Annotated in this window: 17 protein-coding genes; 6 read left to right on the plus strand and 11 right to left on the minus strand. The window is 71.9% G+C overall.

What is annotated here, in order from left to right; genetic code table 11:
• Nucleotides 1-32 precede the first annotated feature (32 nt).
• Nucleotides 33-986, plus strand: coding sequence for an FAD:protein FMN transferase (locus GVV76_RS06490; RefSeq protein ID WP_159625817.1), 954 nt, complete (start codon nt 33-35; stop codon nt 984-986).
• Nucleotides 987-1,615: 629 nt separating this feature from the next.
• Here GVV76_RS06490 and miaB read toward each other — a convergent pair.
• Nucleotides 1,616-3,280, minus strand: a complete 1,665-nt coding sequence (gene miaB, locus GVV76_RS06495) for a tRNA (N6-isopentenyl adenosine(37)-C2)-methylthiotransferase MiaB (protein ID WP_159625819.1) — start codon at nt 3,278-3,280, stop codon at nt 1,616-1,618.
• Between the two features lie 11 nt (nt 3,281-3,291).
• Nucleotides 3,292-4,467: an ROK family transcriptional regulator gene (locus tag GVV76_RS06500; protein WP_159625821.1), complete on the minus strand. Its 1,176-nt coding sequence runs from the start codon at nt 4,465-4,467 to the stop codon at nt 3,292-3,294.
• A 245-nt stretch (nt 4,468-4,712) separates the two neighbouring features.
• Between GVV76_RS06500 and GVV76_RS06505 the strand changes: the two genes are divergently transcribed.
• The 5 genes from GVV76_RS06505 (at nt 4,713) to GVV76_RS06525 (ending at nt 11,333) form a co-directional block, all read left to right on the plus strand.
• Nucleotides 4,713-6,911: an alpha-galactosidase gene (locus GVV76_RS06505; protein ID WP_159625823.1), complete on the plus strand. Its 2,199-nt coding sequence runs from the start codon at nt 4,713-4,715 to the stop codon at nt 6,909-6,911.
• 122 nt (nt 6,912-7,033) lie between these two features.
• Nucleotides 7,034-7,939, plus strand: coding sequence for a carbohydrate ABC transporter permease (locus tag GVV76_RS06510; RefSeq protein WP_159625825.1), 906 nt, complete (start codon nt 7,034-7,036; stop codon nt 7,937-7,939).
• 13 nt (nt 7,940-7,952) lie between these two features.
• On the plus strand, nt 7,953-8,912 hold the full coding sequence (locus GVV76_RS06515) for a carbohydrate ABC transporter permease (protein WP_159625827.1): 960 nt from the start codon (nt 7,953-7,955) through the stop codon (nt 8,910-8,912).
• Nucleotides 8,913-8,920: 8 nt separating this feature from the next.
• The gene (locus tag GVV76_RS06520; protein ID WP_159625829.1) at nt 8,921-10,315 is read left to right on the plus strand and encodes an ABC transporter substrate-binding protein; all 1,395 of its coding nucleotides are present in this window, start codon (nt 8,921-8,923) and stop codon (nt 10,313-10,315) included.
• A gap of 154 nt (nt 10,316-10,469) precedes the next feature.
• On the plus strand, nt 10,470-11,333 hold the full coding sequence (locus GVV76_RS06525; protein WP_159625831.1) for a hypothetical protein: 864 nt from the start codon (nt 10,470-10,472) through the stop codon (nt 11,331-11,333).
• Nucleotides 11,334-11,475: 142 nt separating this feature from the next.
• Here the strand turns inward: GVV76_RS06525 and GVV76_RS06530 are convergent, their stop codons facing one another.
• The 9 genes from GVV76_RS06530 to GVV76_RS06570 form a co-directional block, all read right to left on the minus strand.
• Nucleotides 11,476-11,997: a regulatory protein RecX gene (locus GVV76_RS06530; protein ID WP_159625833.1), complete on the minus strand. Its 522-nt coding sequence runs from the start codon at nt 11,995-11,997 to the stop codon at nt 11,476-11,478.
• Nucleotides 11,997-13,238 carry a recombinase RecA gene (recA, locus tag GVV76_RS06535; RefSeq protein WP_159625835.1) on the minus strand — a complete coding sequence of 414 codons (1,242 nt, stop codon included), beginning with the start codon at nt 13,236-13,238 and terminating at the stop codon, nt 11,997-11,999. Before recA ends, GVV76_RS06530 begins: the two co-directional genes overlap by 1 nt.
• 313 nt (nt 13,239-13,551) lie before the next feature.
• Complete coding sequence (locus GVV76_RS06540; protein WP_159523902.1) at nt 13,552-13,779, minus strand: DUF3046 domain-containing protein; 228 nt, start codon at nt 13,777-13,779, stop codon at nt 13,552-13,554.
• 127 nt (nt 13,780-13,906) lie between these two features.
• On the minus strand, nt 13,907-14,323 hold the full coding sequence (locus GVV76_RS06545) for a helix-turn-helix domain-containing protein (RefSeq protein ID WP_413227751.1): 417 nt from the start codon (nt 14,321-14,323) through the stop codon (nt 13,907-13,909).
• A 203-nt stretch (nt 14,324-14,526) separates the two neighbouring features.
• Nucleotides 14,527-15,042: a CinA family protein gene (locus GVV76_RS06550; RefSeq protein ID WP_159625837.1), complete on the minus strand. Its 516-nt coding sequence runs from the start codon at nt 15,040-15,042 to the stop codon at nt 14,527-14,529.
• Nucleotides 15,035-15,712, minus strand: coding sequence for a CDP-diacylglycerol--glycerol-3-phosphate 3-phosphatidyltransferase (gene pgsA, locus GVV76_RS06555; RefSeq protein ID WP_159625840.1), 678 nt, complete (start codon nt 15,710-15,712; stop codon nt 15,035-15,037). The genes GVV76_RS06550 and pgsA overlap by 8 nt, the downstream gene beginning before the upstream one ends.
• 71 nt (nt 15,713-15,783) lie before the next feature.
• Nucleotides 15,784-18,681: a DNA translocase FtsK gene (locus GVV76_RS06560; protein WP_159625842.1), complete on the minus strand. Its 2,898-nt coding sequence runs from the start codon at nt 18,679-18,681 to the stop codon at nt 15,784-15,786.
• Nucleotides 18,682-18,795: 114 nt separating this feature from the next.
• Nucleotides 18,796-19,719 carry a PfkB family carbohydrate kinase gene (locus tag GVV76_RS06565; RefSeq protein ID WP_159523894.1) on the minus strand — a complete coding sequence of 308 codons (924 nt, stop codon included), beginning with the start codon at nt 19,717-19,719 and terminating at the stop codon, nt 18,796-18,798.
• Between the two features lie 5 nt (nt 19,720-19,724).
• On the minus strand, nt 19,725-21,359 hold the full coding sequence (locus GVV76_RS06570) for a ribonuclease J (protein ID WP_159523944.1): 1,635 nt from the start codon (nt 21,357-21,359) through the stop codon (nt 19,725-19,727).
• Nucleotides 21,360-21,367 lie beyond the last annotated feature (8 nt).

Consider the following 21,367-nt stretch of genomic DNA (forward strand, 5'->3'; position numbering starts at 1 on the left):
GAGCGAAGGTCAATTCATCTAGGATGCCTGATATGTCGCGATCGTCCGCCGAGCAGCTCCCTGAGAGGCCCGGACCGGGCATGACGGGGCCCGGGGCCTGGGCCTTCTCGGCCACGGGCTCCGTGTGGTCGATCCGCAGCCGTGACCCACTTCCCCACCAAGCGCGCCAGGGCGTCATATCGCTGGTCGAGGGATTCGAGAGCACGTGGTCGAGGTTCCGCGCCGACTCCCTCATCAGCCGAGCCGCGGACGGGAGGCTCGGCGGCGGGCCGATCCGCCTGGAGCTGCCGGAGGGGTCAGGGGCCATGCTGGACCTGTACGACCGCCTTCACGCCGCCACCGGGGGCCGGATCGATCCGCTGGTGGGCGCTGACCTGGTCGCCCTCGGCTACGACCCCGCCTACTCCTTCACCGTGCGCGCCGGGTCGGTGACGAACCTGGGCCCGCCGGGCCGGGGAACGTGGGGGGAGCTCGCCCATCACGAGGGGGACGCGCTCATCCTCAAGCGCCCCGCACTGGTGGATGTGGGCGCGGTCTGCAAGGGATTCCTCGCAGACCTCGTGGGGGCGCTGCTCCTGGAATCGGGTGTGGAGGACTTCGTCGTCGACGCTGGCGGGGACGTGCTCGTCCATACCGACGAGCCGGTGAGAATCGGGCTGGAGGATCCCGCCGATAGCACCCGCGTGGTCGGCGCCGTGGAGATCGCGCGCGGCGCGGTGGCCGGCTCGGGGACCAGTCGCCGGGCGTGGGGCGACGGCCTGCATCACATCCTCGACGGCCTCACCGGCAGGCCGGCGGCCCGGATGACGGCGACCTGGGCGATCGCCGAGACCTGCGCTGCCGCGGACGGCCTATCCACCGCGCTTTTCCTCACTCGCCCGGAGGAGCTGGCAGCCTCGGGCCTGCGCTTCGAGTGCGCCGTCCTGCGCGCTGACGGGAGCGCGGAGGTCTCCCGGGGCCTGCCCGGCTCGCTGTTCACCGCCTGACCAGCCGGTCGCGCCGCAAGCGGCCAGCGGGGGTATCCGCGGCTGGCGGTGCGTCCTCCCCGCACCAGTCGGCGCCATCCGCACCCAGCGGGGCCATCCACCCCGAGCGGAGCCATCCACACCCAGCGGGGCCATCCACCCCGAGCGGAGCCATCTGCACCCAGCGGTGCGTCCTCCCCGCACCAGTCGGTGTTCCCCGCACCAGTCGGGGCCATCCACCCCGAGCGGAGCCATCCGCACCCAGCGGTGCGTCCTCCCCGCACCAGTCGGAGCCATCCGCACCAGTCGGCGCCATCCGCACCGGTCAGTGCGGCTCCCTCGCTCGCCGAGGCTATGGCTGCGCGCACGCGATTGATCCGCGTGCCATGAGAGCCCCGGCACGCCCCCATGAGCGCGTCTCCCAGAGCAGGATCGTCATGGCGATCATCATTGCCGCGGCGATCCTCGCGCTCGTCTCCGAGCGACGGCCCCTGAGGAGACTCCCTTGCCACAGGTACCGGGGCCGCAATGGGGAAGAGTTCGTCCTAGGTCTGGACGAGTGGCCCCTTGTCACAGGCACCGGGGCCGCAAGGATCCGGAGACCACGAAGACGGCCTCGCGGTCCCGTCCCGATCTGGACCGCCGCCTCCTCAGCGAGCGGGTCCTGACGCGCCCACGCGCAGGGTGGGCAGTCCCAGGCTCACCGGGGCGGTGTCAGACTCCGGCGCGGCATGGGTCTGGGCCTGGCGGCGCTCCCAGGCGTCGCCGGCGCGGGTACGGCGCACCTCGAACAGGGCGGGCCCGTCGTCGTACCAGGCGCGATCCCCGGCGGAGCGGGCCTCCCCGGCAGCGCGCTCGGCCTCGCTCAGCGCCCGCCCGCACAGGGCGGAGTCGGCGATGAGGTTGTGGGGCGCGCCATGGGTGACACGTACGGTCACCATATCCCCGGGCCGGGGCGCTCCCTGCGCGTAGTCGTGAGCGGACAGCCCGGCGGGCAGGGCGGCGTGGACGAGGCGGTTGTCCGCGGCGCGCCCCGAGACGCGGGCGGTGACGGCGTCGCGCCGCCCCTCGCCCTCGGCCACGAGAACCTCGATCACCCGGCCCTCCTGGGCCATGTTCTCCTCATGGGTGATGCGCCGCACGAGCTCGTCCAGGCGGCGGTAGCGGTCCTTAACCACCTCGGCGGGCACGGGCTCCAGGTCCGCCGCGGGCGTTCCGGGGCGCGGGGAGTACTCGAAGGTGAAGGCGGAGGCGAAGCGGGCCTCCTCGACGATGTCGAGCGTGGCCTGGAAGTCCTCCTCCGTCTCCCCGGGGAAGCCGACGATGATGTCGGTGGTGATGGCCGCCTCGGGCATGGCGGCGCGCACGCGCTGAAGGATCCTGAGGAACCGCTCGGAGCGGTAGGAGCGGCGCATGGCGCGAAGGACGCGGTCGGATCCGGATTGCAGCGGCATGTGGAGGCTGGGCATGACGGCGGGGGTGGAGGCCATGGCCTCGATGACGTCGTCGGTGAAGGCCGCCGGGTGGGGGCTGGTGAAGCGCACCCGCTCGATGCCCTCAACTCCCCCCGCGGCGCGCAGCAGCTTGGCGAAGGCGCCGCGGTCCCCGAAGCCGACCCCGTAGGAGTTGACGTTCTGGCCCAGCAGCGTGACCTCGATGGCGCCCTGGTTCGCGACCGCCTCGATCTCGGCCAGGACCTCCCCGGGTCGGCGGTCGCGCTGCTTGCCGCGCAGGGAGGGCACGATGCAGAAGGTGCATGTGTTGTTGCAGCCCACGGCAATGGAGACCCAGGCGGCGTAGGCGGACTCGCGGCGGGTGGGCAGGGTGGAGGGGAAGACCTTGAGGGACTCCTCGATCTCGACGGCGGCCGCCGCGTTGTGGCGGGCGCGCTCGAGCAGGGCCGGCAGAGCGTCGAGGTTGTGGGTGCCGAAGACGACGTCGACCCACGGCGCCCTGTCCACGATCCCCTGTCCCATCTGCTGGGCGAGGCACCCGGCGACGGCGATCTGCATCCCGGGGCGCTCTCGCTTGACGGCGGCCAGTTGGCCGAGATTGCCGAACAGGCGCGTGGCGGCGTTCTCCCGCACAGAGCAGGTGTTGACAATGACAACATCCGCGCCGCCGTCGCCGGCCTCAGTGGCGCGGGCCGCGGCGGCGGGGACGTCGTCCGCGCTCACGTAGCCCGCGGCCTCGAGGAGCCCGGCCATGCGCTCGGAGTCGTGGACGTTCATCTGGCAGCCGAGAGTGCGCACGTGGTAGGTGCGCGGGGCGCGCGCGTCGGCGGCGCTCATCGGAGTGGTCATCGTGGCAGTCATCGCCAGGCAGTCTAGGCGCTGGAGCCCCTCAGGCCGGCCTCGACCGCGCGGGTCCACGGCTCGATGGCCAGAGCGGCGGCGCCACGCGCCCACTCGCCGAAGGAGAAGGAACGGGTGAGGATGCGCGGCGGCGGCGCGGACCAGTGGCGGGATCTCTCCACGGCGGCGTCGAAGACCTGCCGGTGCGCCTCAACGAGCCCCACCGACTCCCCGGAGACCACGACGAGCTCAGGATCGACGAGGGCCACGATCGAGCCGACGATCCTCCCGGCGGCGTCGGAGGCGGCCTCGAGGACGCCCGCCAGCTGGGGATCGCGGGCGAGTTCGGTGAGCCCCGCGGGCCCGACGATCTCCTCCGGGGACACATGGTGCCCGAGCACCTCCGAGGCCTGGTGGGCAATGCCCGGCGCGGCCGCGAGCGCCCGGGCGCAGCCCACGTGGCCCATCTCGCAGGCCGGGCCCTCCTCACGCAGGGGAAGATGGCCGATGCTGCCGGCGGCGCCGTGAGCCCCGGCGATCGTGCGCCCCCCGATGACGAGGCCGCAGCCGATCCCCGCTCCGATGGTGAGCAGGGCGAAGGGATCGACGCCGTGGCCGAGCCCGAACCAGGCCTCGGCGTGGGTGAAGGCGCGCACATCATTGGCCACGATGGCGTCGAGCCCGGTGGCCTCCCGCAGCCGCTCCCCGATGGGCTCATCCCGCCACCCCAGGAAGGGGGCGACTGCGATGGTGGCGCCATCCACCACGCTGGCCCCCAGCGACAGCCCGATGCCGGACAGCGCCATCCCGGTGGAGCGCTCGATGCGCCGGGAGAGCCCTGCGATCTGCTCGACGACGCCGTCCGGATCCCGCGCGGCCAGGGGCTCGGAAACCTCGACGAGCGGAGAGCCGAGCGGGTCGATGACCTGGGCGTAAAGGTCCTTGGCAGTGAGCTTGATGCCGAGCAGCGCGGCGGCGCGGGGCGCGAGGCGCAGGCGTTTGGCAGGGCGCCCGGCCTCAGCGGCGGTCGGCGCGGACGGCTCATCCTCTAGGAGCAGGCCGTCCTCGATCAGCGGGCGCACGGCGCGGGAGAGCGTGGGCGCCGACAGGCCGAGATGATCGGCCAGGTCCGTGCGGGTCCGGGGACCGGCGGCCGCCAAGCGCAGGAGCACCCTCGATGCCGGTCCCGCGGCAGCGGTGGCCTCCATGCCCGCTCCTCCCCCATGCGCTCGTCGTCCGCCGGGGGAATCCTGCCACACCGGCGCCCGGCGCCCCCACGGGACGCGCGCCCCGCCACCCTCCGGGCGCCCCTGCGCCCTCCCGGCGCCCGAGGCTCCCTCCATGTGAGCAGGGTCTTGACACCTCATCACCACCCATTTATTTTCATCTTGAAAGGAATGGTTCGCGGCGTCGCGGACCGCCAGGAGGCCCCCTCGGGCCCGGAAGGACGACGATGACCCTCCACCTCCGCTCCGGCGGCACCTCCCTTGTTCTGGACACCCCCGTGGACCGCTTCCCCGTGGTGCGCCACTGGGGGGCCGATCTCGGCCCCCTCGACGGCAGCGCCCTCCAGGACGCCGGCCGCGCGTCAGCCACCACACTCGGCGCGAACTCCGCCTGGATCTGCAACGACCTGCCGATCCTCCCCCACGCCAGCCTGGGCTGGTCGGCCCGCCCCGCCATCGGCCTGCACCGGGTGGACGGAACCGCCTTCTCCTTCCACCCCACCCAGGTCGACCACGAGTGGTGGGCCGAGGAACCACCGGCCGCCGTGGAGGGGCCTGCCGCTCCCACCACCCCCATCGTCGTCTCGACGGCCGTCGATGAGGCGCACGGGGTGAGCATCGTCAGCGAGATCCGCCTGGAGGAGTCCGGGCTCGTGCGCGTGCGCGCCACGGTCACCAACGAGCCGGGCGGGCGCCTCGAGCTGGCCAGCGGCCTCGTCGTCGACGAGATCACTCCCGCGCTGCCCCTCCCCCAGGGCGCCAATGAGATCCTGGACATGTCCGGGCACCACATCAATGAGCGCCGCCTCCAGCGCCACCGCCTCACCGCGGGCACGCACCTGCGCGAGTCCTGGGAGGGCCGGCCCGGGCACGACGCCACCACCTGGCTCGCCGCCGGACGCGCCGGCTTCGGCTGGCGCGCGGGCACGGTCCACGGCGTCCACCTGGCCTGGTCGGGCTCCACGCGCTCGCTCATCATGAGCCCCTCCCAGGGCAGGGCGCTCATCGGCGCCGGCGAGCTGCTCGCCCCCGGTGAGGTCATCCTGGCCCCGGGGGAGTCCTACACCTCCCCGTGGGCGGTCTTCTCCTGGGGCGAGGGCCTGGACGCGCTGGCGCACCGCTCCCACGCCTTCCTGCGCTCACTGCCCTCCCACCCTCAGCGCCCCCGGCCGGTGCTGCTCAACACCTGGGAGGCCGTCTACTTCGACCACCGGCTCGACAAGCTCACGCGCCTGGCCGAGCTCGCCGCGGACGTGGGCATCGAGCGCTTCGTCCTCGACGACGGCTGGTTCGGCTCCCGCCGCGACGACACCTCGGGCCTGGGCGACTGGCGGGTCTCGGCCGAGGCCTGGCCCGAGGGCCTGGGCCCTCTCGTGGATCGCGTCCACGAGCTCGGCATGGAGTTCGGGCTGTGGTTCGAGCCGGAGATGATCAACGTGGACTCCGAGCTCGCCCGCGCCCACCCGGACTGGATCCTGTCCGACGGGGCGGGGGGCGCTCCCGAGCACCGCAACCAGCGCGTCCTTGACCTGTGCGCCCCCGGCGCCTGGGACTACCTGTTCGAGTCGATCAGCGCCCTCGTGGAGCGCTACTCCATCGCCTACATCAAGTGGGACCACAACTCCCCGCTCGTGGCCGTCGGCCACGAGGCGGCCTCCCCCACGGCCGGCCGGCGCGGCGGAGCGGCCGTCCACGACCAGACCCTCGCCCTCTACCGCCTCCTCGACGCCCTGCGCGAGCGCTTCGAGGACCTGGAGATCGAATCCTGCGCCGGCGGCGGCGGCCGCATCGACATGGGCATCATGGAGCGCGCCCAGCGGGTGTGGGCCTCGGACTCCATCGACGCCCATGACCGCCAGGACATCCAGCGCGGCACCATGCTGCTGCTGCCCCCCGAGCTCGTCGGCACGCATGTGGGCGACGGCCGCGCGCACACGACGCTCCGCGACCTCGACCTCGACTTCCGCGCGGGCACGGCCCTATGGGGGCACATGGGCGTCGAATGGGACCTCACCAGCGCCGACGACGACGACCGCGAGCGCCTGGCCTCGATCATCGCCCTGCACAAGGAACTGCGCCCCCTGCTGCACTCGGGCCTGACGGTCCACGCGGACCTGGCCGACGACGACGCCCTGCGGATCGAGGGCGTGGTGTCCGCCGATGGCTCCGAGGCGGTCTACGAGATCGCCTGCCTGGGGCAGACCATCTCCTGGCCGACGGCCCCCCGGCCACTGCCCGGCCTGGACCCGGGGCGCCGCTACCGGATCGAGCTCGCGGCGCCGTCGTACCCCGAACTGTCCCTGCGCCCGAGGTGGATGGACGAGCCGGTCACCCTGCCGGGCTCGTACCTGTCCACGACCGGCCTGGCCCTGCCGATCCTCCACCCCGACCACCTCGTGCTGGTGCGCGCCACCGCCGTCGACTGACCCGCCGACCCGCGAGCGGCCGGCGCTGGGGCGCAGGGCCTGCTCGCCGTCGTCGTCCCCGGCCCCCTCCATCCGACTCGCCCCTGCCCCCTATCCGTTTCGACGATGATCTGGAAGGAACCATGACCACCATCGCCTCATCGGCCCCACGACTGCGCGCCAGGCCGCGCAGCGACGCCCGCCTGGGATGGGCCTTCATCGCCCCCGCGGGCATCGGGCTCCTCGCCTTCTACATCTGGCCACTGCTGCGGGGCATCTGGCTGTCCTTCACCGAGTACAACCTGCTGACCCCGGCCTCCTTCAACGGGCTGGCCAACTACTCCCGCATGGTCCAGGACAAGATCTTCTGGAACGCGGTTCGGGTGACCCTGGAGTACGTGGTCATCAACATCGGCCTGCAGACGGTGCTGGCCCTCGTCATCGCCGTCCTCATGCAGCGCTTGACCCAGTCGACGCTCGTGCGCTCCATCGTGCTGACCCCCTACCTCGTGTCGAACGTCGTGGCCGCCATGCTGTGGCTGTGGCTGCTGGACAACACGCTGGGCATCTCCAACCAGGTCATCGAGGCGGTGCTCGGCGACCGCGTGGACTTCTTCTCCTCCTCGCTGGCGATCCCCACGATCGCCATCATCAACGTGTGGCGGCACGTGGGCTACACGGCGCTGCTCATCTTCGCCGGCCTCCAGGCGATCCCCGGGGACGTCTACGAGGCGGGCAAGGTGGACGGCGCCAGCGAGTGGACGATGTTCTGGCGCATCACCATGCCGCTGCTGCGCCCGATCCTCGCCTTGGTCCTCATCATGACGGTGATCGGCTCCTTCCAGGTCTTCGACACGGTCTCCGTGACCACCGCCGGCGGCCCGGTCAACGCCAGCCGCGTGCTGCAGTTCTACCTGTACGACATGGCGTTCAGCCGCTTCCAGTTCGGCTACGCCTCCGCGATGGCCGTCGGGCTGCTCCTCATCCTGGCGGCGATCACCGCCCTGCAGTACCGCATGACCCGTGCGGGCGAGACCGATCTGAACTGAGAGGGAACCGACCATGACCACCACTGTCACCACCCCCTCAGCCGCATCCGGGAGGGCCGGGGCGGACAGCGCCCCCAAGAGGCGCAGCGCCCCCGAGAAGCGCGTCTCGGCAGGTCGCGTCGCCGCCTGGGCCGCCATGGCCCTCATCATGGCCTTCACGCTCCTGCCCTTCTACTGGGTGCTGCGCACCGCGCTGTCCTCCAACGCGGGCATCTACGCAGATCCCGCCAACCCCCTGCCCGTGGACCTCAACTTCCGGGCTTTCGCCAGGGTCTTCGGCATGCAGTCCACCGAGGCGGCGATCGCCGACGGCGGCTCCGGCGCGGAGATCAACTTCTGGCTCTACCTGCGCAACTCGATCATCGTGTCCACGCTGGTCACGGTGGGCCAGGTGTTCTTCTCTGCCATGGCCGCCTACTCCTTCTCGCGCCTGCGCTGGAAGGGCCGCGATGCCGTCTTCGCCATCTTCCTGGCCGCGCTCATGGTGCCCTCGATCTTCACCCTGCTTCCGAACTTCGTGCTCATGAAGCAGCTGCGCCTCATCGACACCCTCCTGGGCGTGGCGCTGCCGACGATGCTCATGACGCCCTTCGCGGTGTTCTTCCTGCGCCAGTTCTTCATGAACATCCCCCGGGAGCTGGAGGAGGCGGCCCTCCTGGACGGGGCCTCGAAGACGAGGGTCTTCCTCACCCTCATCCTTCCCATGGCGAAAGCGCCCATCACCACGCTGGGGATTCTCACCTACATCACGGCCTGGAACGACTACTTCTGGCCGCTGCTGGTCTCCTACTCGGGCTCCTCCCGGGTGCTCACCGTGGCGCTGGCGGTCTTCAAGTCCCAGGCGCCCCAGACCGGCCCGGACTGGTCCGGCCTCATGGCGGCCACGCTCGTGGCGGCCCTCCCGATGCTGCTGCTGTTCATGGCCTTCGCCCGGCGCATCGTCAACTCCATCGGCTTTACAGGCATCAAGTGAGGCACCAGATGACGACCCCCTCTCTCCCCATCCTGCGCTCGGCGCTCTCGCGGCGCTCCCTCCTGTGCGGCCTGGCCTCAGGGGCCGCCGCCATGACCCTGGCAGCCTGCTCCGGATCGAGAGGCTCGGACCCCAACACCGTGGAGTACTGGCTGTGGGACTCCGCGCAGCTGCCCGCTTACCAGGCCTGCGCCGAAGCCTTCAAGGCCAAGACCGGCATTACTGTCAACATCACCCAGATCGGTTGGGATGATTACTGGACGAAGCTCACCGCGGGCTTCATCGCCGACACCGCCCCGGACGTCTTCACCGACCACATCGCCAAGTTCGCCCAGTTCGTGGATCTGGACATCCTCCTCCCCCTCGATGAGCAGCCGGCGTGGTCCGGCGTGGAGACCCAGGCCTTCCAGGACGGCCTCATCGACCTGTGGAAGGGCGACGACGGGCACCAGTACGGCTGCCCCAAGGACTGGGACACCGAGGCGGTCTTCTACAACAAGGCCATGCTCGCCGACGCCGGCCTGAGCGAGAAGGACCTGGAGGGATGGTCCTGGAACCTCACCGACGGCGGCAGCTTCGAGAAGATCCTCGCCCGCCTGACCATTGATAAGAACGGCGTGCGCGGCGACGAGCCGGGCTTCGACCCCAAGAACGTGGCCGTCTACGCCACCGGCATCGCCGATGAGGGCTCCTCGGACGGCCAGACCCAGTGGAGCCCCTTCACAGGCAGCGTCGGTGATTGGCACTACACGGATAAGGAGACCTGGGGCACCCGCTACCGCTACGACGAGAAGCAGTTCCAGGACACCCTCGACTGGTACTTCGGGCTCATCGACAAGGGCTACATGGCCCCTGCCGGCACGTTCGCCAAGGGAAACGGCACCGATGTGCAGCTCGCCAGCGGCTCGATCGCGCTATGCGTCGCCGGCGCCTGGATGTTCAACACCTACGCCAAGATGGAGATCGACGTCGGCATTGTCGCCCACCCGGTGGGGCCGAACGGCAAGTCCGTCTCCCTCATGAACGGCCTGGGCGACTCGATCGTCAAGAATTCGAAGAACATCGAGGGCGCCTCGAAATGGGTGGCCTTCCTGGGAACCCAGGAGGCGCAGGACATCGTGGCCTCCTACGGGATCGTCTTCCCGGCGATCACGGCCTCCACTGAGAAGGCGGTAGAGGTCTTCGAGAAGACCGGGCTGCCCACCAAGCCCTTCACCAGCTACCTGGAGGAGGACAACGGCGGAACGTTCTACTTCCCGTTGACGTACTTCGGCGCCGACGTGAACGCGATCATCAAGCCGGGGGTCGCGGACGTCTACGTCAACCGCGTGCCGGCCTCCACCCTCAACGAGTACAACGAGCAGGTGAACCTCCTGTTCAAGACCTCGAAGGAGAAGGGCTGAGCCGACGCCCCACTCAGCCCCCCGACCGTTCCCCGATGGCGTTGGCCCCTGCCCTCCCGGATCCCAGGCCGGGTGGGCAGGGGCCGCGATCGTCGCGGCGCCCACTACGATTGGGGAAAGGCACCTCCGGGGGCGAGGCGAGGAGGGGACGACGATGGCAACAGCGGCGAGGGCGCGGCGCGTCTGCCTGCACGGCATTCACGAGGCGCTCGGCGCCACCTTCACCATCCGCGACGGCTGGGAGGTCCCGCTGCGCTACGCCCCCGGCGACGGCGAACTGGAGGCGCTGCGGGGCTGCGCCGGCATCCTCGACCTGTCCCACCTGGGCACGTTCAAGGCGCAGGGCCCCGCGGCGGGCGCCTCCCTCGATGCCGCGCTCACCGGCGCCGACCCCGACGGCCCCGCTTCGGCCGGCCCGGCCTCCTCCCTCCCCGTTGGCCGCGCCCTGCGGGCTCGGCTAGCGGCCGACGCCGCTCCTGCCACCATCTACCGGCTGGGGGACGAGGAGTTCCTCGTGGTCACGAGCGCCGCCGACCGACGCAGCGCCATAGGGACGGCCCATGGCGCCATCCCGCGGTGGGAGGGCATCATCGACGCGACGGAGTCGATCGCGCTCATCGCCGTAGCGGGGCCCCGAGCGGAGGAGGTCATGCGCGGCGTCGTCGAGTCCGGGGCGGGGATGCCCGCCGCCCTGCTGGCCGAGGACAATGCCCCCGGCGGGGAGGACTGCGGGCCCGACGTGCTCTGCGGCCCCGGTCTCCTGCGGCGATTGCGCGACGGGGCGGCCGTGCGGGCCACCGCCTGTGGGCACACGGTGATCCTGGCACGAGAGCGCGTGGGCGAGGCGGACTGCCTGATGGTGTTCTGCGGGGCTGAGGACGCCATCGACCTGTGGGAGATGATCGCCGAGCACGCCTCCACCCTGGCGCCAGGCATGGGCCCCGCGGGCGCGACGCCCGTGCTCACAGCCTGCGGCCTGGCCGCCTGGAGCGCCCTGGCCGCGGCGGCTCAGGAATAGGCGTGGGCGCCACCGGGGCTGCCGACGGCCTGCCCACCGAGTGGCGCCATTTCCTCCCAGTGGTGCGTCCTGCCCGCGCCAGTGGGTGCGGACGGCGCCGGTCGGCGCGGTCGTGCCGGCCCGCGCTGGGCGGCCGACCGGCTCAGTGACCGTCGGGGCCCTGGCCCTCCCGGGCCTCCTCGGCCAGGGCTCGCTCGAAGGCATCCAGGGCCACGGCCTGGGAGTGGCCCTTGCGGCCCAGCGCCGCCAGGGCGCGCCGCCGACGGACCACCGGATCGAGCCCGCGCGTGGCGCGCAGCCTCTTGCGGGCCAGGGCGAGCGCGGCGCCGGCCTCGTCGTCGCCGCTGATCTGGGCCAAGGCCCCGCTGATCGCCCGCTCCCCCAGGCCCTTGCGCCGCAACTCAGCGGCGATGGCCCGCCGGGCCGCGCCCTTCTCAGCGAAGCGGGTGCGCGCAAGAGTCGCGGCGTAAGCGCCGTCATCGATGAGGCCAGCGGCCTCGAGGCGGTCGAGGACCTCCTGCGCCACGCGGTGATCCACCTCCTTGCGCTCCAGCAACTCGGCCAGGGCCGCGCGGGAGGCGGGGGCGCGGTCGAGGCGGCGCAACACGATCTCCCGCGCCGCCTCGACCTCTTCCTGATGCTCGTCAGGGATGAGCCAGGGCATCAGAAGCCACCGGCGTCCTCACCGAAAGCGGCGTCGATATCGAGGGCGGAGGACTTCTTGGCGCTGCTCTTGGCGCCGCCCCTGCCCGAGCCTCTGCCCGAGCCGCGCCCCACGGCCTTGGCGGGGGCCTTCGTCCCCGCGGCGGCCTCGAGGGCGGCCTCGGCCGCCGCTGCCGCCGCATCGGCCTCCGCTGCGGCCGCCCGGGCCGCTGCCTCCTCCTGGGCCTTGCGCCCGGCCTCCCCAATCCCCAGGGCGGCGAGGATCTTCTGCTCGATCTCATCGGCCAGGGCGGGGTTGTCCGCGAGGAAGGCGCGGGCGTTCTCCTTGCCCTGACCCAACTGGTCCGTGCCGTAGGTGAACCAGGCGCCGGACTTGCGCACGATGCCGTTCTCCACGCCCAGGTCCAGCAGGCCGCCCTCGCGGGAGATGCCGCGGCCGTAGAGGATGTCGAACTCAGCCTGCTTGAAGGGCGGGGCCATCTTGTTCTTCACCACCTTGGCGCGGGTGCGGTTGCCCACGGGCTGGTCCCCGTCCTTGAGGGTCTGGATGCGGCGCACATCGATGCGCACGGAGGCGTAGAACTTGAGGGCCTTGCCGCCCGTGGTGGTCTCGGGGCTGCCGAAGAAGACGCCGATCTTCTCTCGCAGCTGGTTGATGAAGATAGCCGTGGTGCCCGTGGCGGACAGGGCACCGGTGATTTTGCGCAGCGCCTGGCTCATGAGGCGGGCCTGGAGGCCGACGTGCGAGTCCCCCATCTCCCCCTCGATCTCAGCCTTGGGCACCAGCGCGGCCACGGAGTCGATGACGATGATGTCCAGGCCGCCGGAGCGGATAAGCATGTCCGCGATCTCCAGGGCCTGTTCCCCGGTATCCGGCTGGGACACGAGCAGGTTGTCCGTGTCCACCCCGAGGGCCTTGGCGTAGACCGGGTCCAGGGCGTGCTCAGCATCGATGAAGGCGGCGTTCCCGCCGGCCCTCTGGGCGCTGGCGACGGCGTGGAGGGCGACGGTGGTCTTACCGGACGACTCGGGGCCGTAGATCTCGATGATGCGGCCACGGGGCAGGCCACCGATCCCGAGCGCGACATCGAGCGCGGTGGAGCCGGTGGGGATGACGGCCACGGGAGGACGGCTGTCATCGCCCAGGCGCATGACGGAGCCCTTGCCGAAAGACTTGTCGATCTGGGCAAGGGCGGTGGCCAGGGCCTTGGATCGATCCTGGTTCTGGGTTGCTGCGGGCATGGTCTCTTCTCCGGCTCGGGCGGCGGTGGGCCGCGGTGTTCAGGGCTGGTCCTCGTGGACGGGATCCCCTCTCCGGGGCTCGTGGACGACGGTATGCCGGACCACTGACATGTATCCGCGAGCCTCCACAGAACGGGGCCTGTGGGGGCTCGTGGCGCGTCCGTGGTGAACTCTAGCCGAACACGTGTTCGAATCCGCAAGCGGAGCCGCCCCGGCGTGTCACGGGGCAGAGGCGACGGCGCCACTCCCGGCTGGGCCCGCGCAGCCACCCGAGCGGCTGGGAGCCTCACCGCCGCGCGGCGGCGACCGCGCGCTACCCGCGGCGGGCGCGCGGATCGTCCCGGTAGACCCAGCGCTCAGCCTCGTCGCGCTCGGTCTCCTGGCAGAGCGAGTCCCAGACCTCGCGAGGCGGCTCACCGGCGTCGAGGGCCTGGACGGCCGTCATCGACCAGGGCGGCAGGACGAGGTCCTGGGCCAGCGATCGCCCGTAGGCGGAGCCGAAGACCTCGTCGAGGGCGCGCCAGAACTCCGAGTGCTTCATGGGGGGGCTCCTGGTCAGGGGAACGGATGGCCGGGAGGGGATCGGGGAGGGGAAGGGGCGCGGGCAGGGGGATCCCCGGGCGGCCTCGCGGCCTTCCGGGAATGGGGATCGGGCTGGCCCGCCGACGTCAGCGCGCGATGGCACCCTGCTGGCGGATGAGCTCGTCGGGGACGGTGTCGGGGATGACGACGCCCTCGGCCATGGCGACGCGCTCGGAGACCTCGCGCAGCACTGTGGACAGGGGGGCGTCGAGGGCCTGGCAGATGGAGGCGAGCAACTCCGAGGAGGCCTCCTTCTGACCGCGCTCAACCTCGGAGAGGTAACCCAGTGACACGCGCGCCTGCGAGGAGACCTCGCGCAGGGTGCGCCCCTGGTGCTGGCGGACGGAGCGGAGGACCTCGCCGATCTCGCGGCGCAGGAGGACGTTCTCGTGCTTGGTGGTGTCCACGGCAGAACCGTACCCCGTGGAGAGCGCCGGGCGCATCGCCATCCTGGGCGCCAGGCGGGACGAGCGGGCGGGGCGGGGGCGAGTCATCTCATTCATCACAAGGCACAACCATTCACTGGTGGGGTTCATTCCCGGCCCCGGTCGCTGGTTGATCACCGCGCCCTGGCCGATGGCATGAAGCATGTCGCCGGGGCCTGAGAGGACGCTTGGCGAGGCTCATGAGGGAGCCATGACATGGGCGCGAGCGCGCCCCGATCCGCGCGGGGAGGAGGGGGGATGCGGGGGACGGCCGCGGCGCCTCAGAGGTCCCCTCGCGCGGCGCGAGCGGCGAGGCTCAGGACCGCCAGGGCCGTCGCGGCGCGAATCTCATCCCGCCCGCCGGTCAGGCCCAGCCTTCGGCCCACGGCCCCCCATGGGCCGAAGGCCGCGATGTAGACCGTTCCGGCCGGGTGCCCGTCGGCGGGGCCGGGTCCGGCCACGCCGGTGGTGGCCAGTCCCACATCCGCCCCGAGGAGCCGGGCGGCGCCCCGCGCCATCTGCTGGGCGACGACGGCGTCGACCGGCCCCGTGATGGCCAGGCGGGCGGCGTCGACCCCCAGGAGCTCGGCCTTGATCCTCGTGGCGTAGGAAACGACGGCGCCCAGGAGGACCCTTGAGGCCCCGGGCACCCCGCCCAGCGCGGAGGAGACCATGCCGGCGGTCAGCGACTCGGCGACGGCGAGGGTGAGCCCGCGCTCGCCCAGGGCCCGCAGCAGGTCCTCCGCCGCCTGGCGCCCCTCGGGCCAGGCCGGCGCCGCGACGGGCGCCTCACCCATGCCCGGCGCCGCCCGTGGCGTCGGCGGCGGGCTTCTCACGCGAGATGCGGATCGCCTGGAGGACGTAGTCGATGCCCGTGGCCACCGTGACGACGAGGGCGGCGGCCACCAGCGCGTAGGAGACCCGCAGCAGGGCCGTGGCCAGCGTCGCGGGCAGCACGGCGTGCCAGGGCAGGAGGAGGCCTATGAGCGCGAGGATCTGCAGGACCGTCTTGGCCTTGCCGCCCCGCGAGGCCGCCATGACGGCGCGCCGGAGCATGGCGAAGCGCATGACAGTGATGCCGAGCTCGCGCACGATGATGAGGACCGTCACCCACCACCACAGGCGGCCGGCGACGCTGAGCAGGATGAAGGCCGACAGGGTGAGGGCCTTGTCCGCGATGGGGTCGGCGATCTTGCCGAAACTGGTGATGAGGTTGCGCGAGCGCGCGAGCTGCCCGTCGAGTCGGTCGGTCGCCGCGGCCACGATGAAGACGAGGGCGGCGGCCAGGCGCATGGCATCGCCCGGGAGGAGCATGAGCCACACGAAGACCGGCACGAGGATGATGCGCAGGACGGTCAGGGCGTTGGCGATGTTGAGCAGGGGGGCCTCGCCCGCGGGGGCGCCCCTGCCAGTTGCCGACGAGGGCGCGGCGGGACCCGGGTGGGAGGGGGGCGGGGCGGTTCTCATCGCCTCAAGAGTAGAGGAATCGGGGGCATCCGGTGGGGCCCGCGGGACCGGATCGCGGGCCTCGCCCGCGCCTACCAGGACTGGCCGCGGCCGGTGAGGCTCCAGGCGTCCTCGGAGTCCTCCGAGGCCGACTCGTCGTCCCAGGACTCGCTCACGGGGGCGCCGCCCTCCTCCTCGAGGGGGTCGACGGCGTAGCGGTCGGTCGGCAGGCCCACCTCGCGCGGGGTGCCGGGCTGGAGGCCGGAGGGCACGCGGGCGGCGGTGGCGTCGGAGGCGCCCGGGTCGTCGATCTGGGGGGCCTGCCCGTCGCCCTTGATCCAGGCGAGGGTCTCCTCAAGCTGCTCGGGCTGGACCAGGACGTCACGGGCCTTGGATCCCTCCGAGGGGCCCACGACCTCGCGGGACTCCAGCAGGTCCATGAGGCGCCCGGCCTTGGCGAAGCCGACGCGCAACTTGCGCTGGAGCATGGAGGTGGAGCCGAACTGGCTGGTGATGATGAGCTCGGCGGCCTGCAGGAGCAGGTCCATGTCGTCGCCGATCTCCTCGTCGATCTGCTTCTTGACCTCGGGGACGACGACGTCCTCGCGATAGTCGGGGGTGAGCTGCCCCTTGACATGCTCGACGACGGCGCGGATCTCACGCTCGGTGACCCACGATCCCTGCACGCGGATGGGGGTGGAGGCGCCGGGCCCCAGGTAGAGGGCGTCGCCCTGGCCGGTGAGGGTCTCGGCGCCGTTCTGGTCGAGGATGACGCGCGAGTCGAGCTGGGAGGCGGTGGCGAAGGCGAGGCGCGAGGGGACGTTGGACTTAATGAGGCCCGTGACGACCTGGGCGACCGGCCGCTGCGTGGCCAGCACGAGGTGGATGCCGGCGGCGCGCGCCAGCTGGGTGATGCGCTGGATGGAGGCCTCGACGTCCTTGGGCGCGGTCATCATGAGATCGGCGAGCTCGTCGACGACGACGAGGAGGTAGGGGTAGGGGCTGAGAACCCGCTGGCTGCCGGGCAGGGGCTGGACCTCACCGGCGCGGATCGCCTTGTTGAAGTCGTCGATGTGCTTGAAGCCGAAGGAGGCGAGGTCGTCGTAACGGGCGTCCATCTCGCGCACCACCCACTCCAGGGCCTCCGCGGCCTTCTTCGGGGAGGTGATGATGGGGGTGATGAGGTGCGGGATGCCCTCGTAGATGGTCAACTCCACGCGCTTGGGGTCCACGAGCACCATGCGGACCTCCTCAGGGGTGGCGCGCATCATGATCGAGGTGATCATGGAGTTGACGAAGGAGGACTTGCCGGAGCCGGTCTGGCCGGCCACGAGCATGTGCGGGGTCTTGGCGAGGTTGGTGACGATGTAGTCGCCCTCGACGTTCTTGCCCAGGCCCACAACGAGGGGGTGCGCCTGCTTCTTGGCGGCCCCCGAGCGCAGGACGTCGCCGAGTTTGACCATCTCGCGGTCGGAGTTGGGGATCTCGATGCCGATGGCGGACTTGCCGGGGATGGGGGTCAGGAGGCGGATCTCGTCGGAGGCCACCGCGTAGGCGATGTTCTTCTCCAGGCCGGTGATCTTGGAGACGTTGACGCCCCGACCGCGGTGGACCTCGTAACGGGTGACCTGGGGGCCGCGGGTGTAGCCGGAGACGGTCGCGTCGATGTTGAACTCGGTGAAGACGTTCTGGAGGGCGTCGACGACGGCGTCGTTGGCCTCGGTGTGGGTGGCATGCCCGGCGCCGGCCTCCAGGAGGGAGGAGTCGGGCAGCGAATAGGTGGTGCCATCGGGCAGGGCCATGGCGGCTCCGCCGGCCATCTCGATCTCGTCAGCGAGGTCCGGATCGATCGCGGGGGTCTCGTCGGTGACGGCCTCGGGGTCCGTGGGCGGCACGGGCCGCTCCCCCGGCGCCATCACGCTCCTACCCCGAGGGGTGAGGGCGGGCGGGTCGAGGGGGGAAGGGGCCCCGGCAATGACCTCAGTGGCAGGATCGGCGCCCACGGGGGCGTCGAGCCCACCCACGCCGCTGGGGCCGCTGGCGGCGCCCTCCCCGCGCGGGCGCCGCCGGGACGAGGCGGCACCCTCCCCCGGGGTGATCCGGGGGCGCGGACCAGAGCCGCGCTTGCGCGAGGCGCCCAGGGGGGCCTTCCCGCCGTCGGTGGCGCCCTCGGCGGGCGAGTCCTCCATCTCGATGGCGGAGCGGAAGGGCTCATCGCCGTCGTAGGAGTCGAGGGATGTCGTGGCCGTGAGGTCCGCGTCGTCAACGGGGGCCCGCGATCCCAGGGCCTGGCGGACCCGGCCCAGGGCTCGGGTGGGCCAGGTGTCCGTTGGGAAGTCGGCGCCAGCCTCGGTCCTGCGGGCGGCGGCGGTCTCCCGCAACTCGGCGATGGTCCTGCCGGAGACCACGAGCGCTGAGAAGGCGATGAGCAGCAGCAGGAGGATGACGGCGCCGACGGCGCCGAAGAGCCCGGCCAGGGGCGCGCCGAAGAGCCAGCCGAGCAGGCCTCCGGCGCCCTCTGCGCCGGCGCCGAGGGCGGGCTGGCCGGAGGCGACGTGGATGATGCCGGTGAGCCCCGCCAGGACGCCCAGGCCGCCGACGCTCACGCGGGCGTGAACGTTGGTGAGGCGGTGGACGCGCAGAGTGGCGACGCCCAGGGCAGCCAGGAGGATCGGCACGATGATGCTGAGCATGCCCACGGGCCCGGCGGCCAGGTGGTGCAGGAAGCCGCCGGCGGCGCCGGACACCCCGAACCACTCGCGCAGCCCTGTGACCGCGGCCAGGGCGAGGAGCCCGAAGGCCCAGGCGGTGCGGGCGTAGCCATGAGCCGCGGGGCGCTGGGAGCCGGGCGCCGCCTGGGCGGGCATGGTGGTGGTCGCGTCGGCGCGGCCCTGGCCCTGTTGCGTGCGACGGCGGCGGCCCGAGCCGCGCTGGGGCGGTTTCGGGTTCGATGAGGGCTTCGCGTTTCGCTTGGTGCTGCGGGTGGCCATGGTGGTCAACACGCTAGCGGCAGTGCCTTCCGCGCCGGGACTGCCACGCCGCCGGACGGGCGAAGAGTGCGCCACACCTCCCCGGGGGATCGGGATCGGGGCGCCGCCTGGGGCTCAGGCCCCGCTCAGGAGGGCGTCGATCTCCTCGCGCAGCGGGCAGCGCGCCGGACCCTGCCGGGAGACGGCCTCGGCGGCGGCCGCGTTGGCGCGCGTGGCGGCGGTGACCTCGTCAAGGCCGTCCATGAGGTTGGCCACGAGCACCCCGGTGTGGGTGTCCCCCGCCCCAGTGGTGTCCACGACGTCCCGGGAGAAGCCGGCCACCTCGATGGGGGAGCCGCCGGCGGGCCAGAGCACGCAGCCGTGCACGCCGGTGCGGCGCACGATAAGCGCGCCGGGGCAGGCCTCGCGCAGCGCCGCGGGGCTGCCGAGCCGGGCGCTCAGCTGGGTGATCTCCAGGTGGTTGCCGGTAAGCAGGGTGGCGCGGCCGAGCAGACGGCTCAGCGTGGTGGCGCCGATCTCCGGCTCCACGGGGCCCAGGTCGATGACGAGGCCGACCCCCTCGGGCAGGTCGACAAGCCAGTCGGCCAGGACCCGGTGGCTCAGGGGATGGACGATGTCGTAACCGGAGGCGTGGACCCAGTCTCCGGGCAGGAGGTCGAGCTGACGCAGGTCGTCGAGCTGGGGCTCGGCCTCGATGCCCTCGTTGGTGATGAAGGTGCGCCGCCCGGAGGGCTCGATGAGGGTGATGCAGGTGCCGATGTCCCCCACGAGTTCCTCGACGACGAGCTCGACGCCGTCGAGCATCATGGCCTCGCGCACGAGCGCGGAGTTGGGACCGGTGCCCAGCGTGGCCGCGAGCGCCGCGGGCTTGCCCTGCCGGGCGACGGCGGAGACCACCGTGTAGCCGCCTCCCACGACCGGCCCGGTGGAACTGGCGGTGACCGCCCCGCCGGGGGCGGGGATCCTGTTGACCTGGAGGGGCAGGTCGATGAGGACACTGCCGGTGGAGATGAAGCAGGCGGGCCGACGGGGTGGCATGGGCCTCAGGCCTCGATGACGACGGGCACGATCATGGGGCGGCGTCGCAGGCGCCGGGCCACCCACCGGCCCAGGGCGCGGCGCATCGCCTGCTGCAAGGAGTGGGCGTCGGCCCTGCCGCCGTCGAGCCCCTGCTGGAGGGCGGCGGTGACGTCAGGCAGGACCTCGTCGAACACGGAGTCGTCCTCGGCCATGCCGCGGGCCTGGATATCCGGGCCCGCCAGGATCGTGCCGGTGGAGGTCTCCACGACGGCGTAGACGGAGACGAAGCCCTCTTCGGCGAGGATTCGGCGGTCCTTGAGCTCGGCCTCATCGATCTCGCCCACCGAGGCGCCGTCGACGAACACGTAGCCGCAGGGCACCTGCCCGGCGATCCGGGCCTGGCCGTCGAGGAGGTCGACGACGACCCCGTCCTCGCACAGCATGACGTTCTTGGGCGGCACGCCGGTCTTGACGGCGAGGGCCCCGTTGGCCACGAGGTGGCGGATCTCGCCGTGGATGGGCATGACGTTGCGGGGCGCCACGATGTTGTAGACGTGCAAGAGCTCCTCGGAGGAGGCGTGCCCGGAGACGTGGACGCGGGCGTTGTCGCGGTGGACCACACGGGCGCCGAGACGCATGAGCTGGTTGATGACCCGGTAGACGGAGTTCTCGTTGCCTGGGATGAGGGAGGAGGCCAGGATGACGGTGTCCCCCGGCTCCACGGTGACGGAGCGGTGCTCCCCGTGGGCCATGCGGCTCAGGGCCGCCATGGGCTCGCCCTGGGATCCGGTGACCATGAGGACCCGCTCATCGGCCGGCAGGCTGGTGATGTCCCGGGCGTCGATGAGGACGCCCTCGGGCACCTTGAGGAAGCCGCGCTCGGCGGCGATGCCCATGTTGCGCACCATGGAGCGCCCGATGAGGGCCACGCGGCGCCCGTGGAGGGCCGCGGCGTCGAGCACCTGCTGGACGCGGTGAACGTGGCTGGAGAAGGAGGCGACGATGATCTGCCCGTCGGACTCCCCGAAGACGGAGTCGAGCACGGGGCCGATCTGGTTCTCGTGCGCGACCATGCCGGGGACCTCGGCGTTGGTGGAGTCCACGCAGAACAGGTCCACGCCCTCGTCGGCGAAGCGGGCGAAGGCGCGCAGGTCGGTGATGCGCCCGTCGATGGGCAGGGAGTCGATCTTGAAGTCGCCGGTGCACAGGACGCTGCCCGCCTCGGTGCGGATCATGACGGCCATGGCGTCGGGGATGGAGTGGTTGACGGCCACGAACTCCAGCTCGAAGGGGCCGTAGGCGACGCGCTCGTGCTCGCGGACCTCCCGCAGGACGGGGCGGATGCGGTGCTCCTTGAGCTTGGCGTCGATGAAGGCCAGGGTGAGCTCGGAGCCCACCAGCGGGATGTCGTCGCGCAGGCGCAGCAGGTAGGGAACGCCGCCGATGTGGTCCTCGTGGCCGTGGGTCAGGACGAGGGCGACCACGTCGTCGAGGCGGTCCTCGATGTAGGAGAAGTCGGGCAGGATGAGGTCGACGCCGGGGTGGTCGTCCTCGGGGAAGAGGACGCCGCAGTCGACGATGAGGAGCTTGCCGTCCACCTCGTAGACGGTCATGTTGCGCCCGATCTCGCCGAGGCCGCCCAGCGGCACGATCCGCATCGCGCCCT

It is taken from the genome of Actinomyces sp. zg296 (assembly GCF_009829695.1).
In the GTDB taxonomy this organism is placed as follows: domain Bacteria; phylum Actinomycetota; class Actinomycetes; order Actinomycetales; family Actinomycetaceae; genus Actinomyces; species Actinomyces marmotae.

Coding starts and splice junctions, on each gene's coding strand:
- GVV76_RS06490 (WP_159625817.1), top strand. CDS start 33: ATGTCGCGATCGTCCGCCGAGCAGCTCCCTGAGAGGCCCGGACCGGGC.
- miaB (WP_159625819.1), bottom strand. CDS start 3,280: ATGACTGCCACGATGACCACTCCGATGAGCGCCGCCGACGCGCGCGCC.
- GVV76_RS06500 (WP_159625821.1), bottom strand. CDS start 4,467: ATGGAGGCCACCGCTGCCGCGGGACCGGCATCGAGGGTGCTCCTGCGC.
- GVV76_RS06505 (WP_159625823.1), top strand. CDS start 4,713: ATGACCCTCCACCTCCGCTCCGGCGGCACCTCCCTTGTTCTGGACACC.
- GVV76_RS06510 (WP_159625825.1), top strand. CDS start 7,034: ATGACCACCATCGCCTCATCGGCCCCACGACTGCGCGCCAGGCCGCGC.
- GVV76_RS06515 (WP_159625827.1), top strand. CDS start 7,953: ATGACCACCACTGTCACCACCCCCTCAGCCGCATCCGGGAGGGCCGGG.
- GVV76_RS06520 (WP_159625829.1), top strand. CDS start 8,921: ATGACGACCCCCTCTCTCCCCATCCTGCGCTCGGCGCTCTCGCGGCGC.
- GVV76_RS06525 (WP_159625831.1), top strand. CDS start 10,470: ATGGCAACAGCGGCGAGGGCGCGGCGCGTCTGCCTGCACGGCATTCAC.
- GVV76_RS06530 (WP_159625833.1), bottom strand. CDS start 11,997: ATGCCCTGGCTCATCCCTGACGAGCATCAGGAAGAGGTCGAGGCGGCG.
- recA (WP_159625835.1), bottom strand. CDS start 13,238: ATGCCCGCAGCAACCCAGAACCAGGATCGATCCAAGGCCCTGGCCACC.
- GVV76_RS06540 (WP_159523902.1), bottom strand. CDS start 13,779: ATGAAGCACTCGGAGTTCTGGCGCGCCCTCGACGAGGTCTTCGGCTCC.
- GVV76_RS06545 (WP_413227751.1), bottom strand. CDS start 14,323: ATGAATGAGATGACTCGCCCCCGCCCCGCCCGCTCGTCCCGCCTGGCG.
- GVV76_RS06550 (WP_159625837.1), bottom strand. CDS start 15,042: ATGGGTGAGGCGCCCGTCGCGGCGCCGGCCTGGCCCGAGGGGCGCCAG.
- pgsA (WP_159625840.1), bottom strand. CDS start 15,712: ATGAGAACCGCCCCGCCCCCCTCCCACCCGGGTCCCGCCGCGCCCTCG.
- GVV76_RS06560 (WP_159625842.1), bottom strand. CDS start 18,681: ATGGCCACCCGCAGCACCAAGCGAAACGCGAAGCCCTCATCGAACCCG.
- GVV76_RS06565 (WP_159523894.1), bottom strand. CDS start 19,719: ATGCCACCCCGTCGGCCCGCCTGCTTCATCTCCACCGGCAGTGTCCTC.
- GVV76_RS06570 (WP_159523944.1), bottom strand. CDS start 21,359: ATGCGGATCGTGCCGCTGGGCGGCCTCGGCGAGATCGGGCGCAACATG.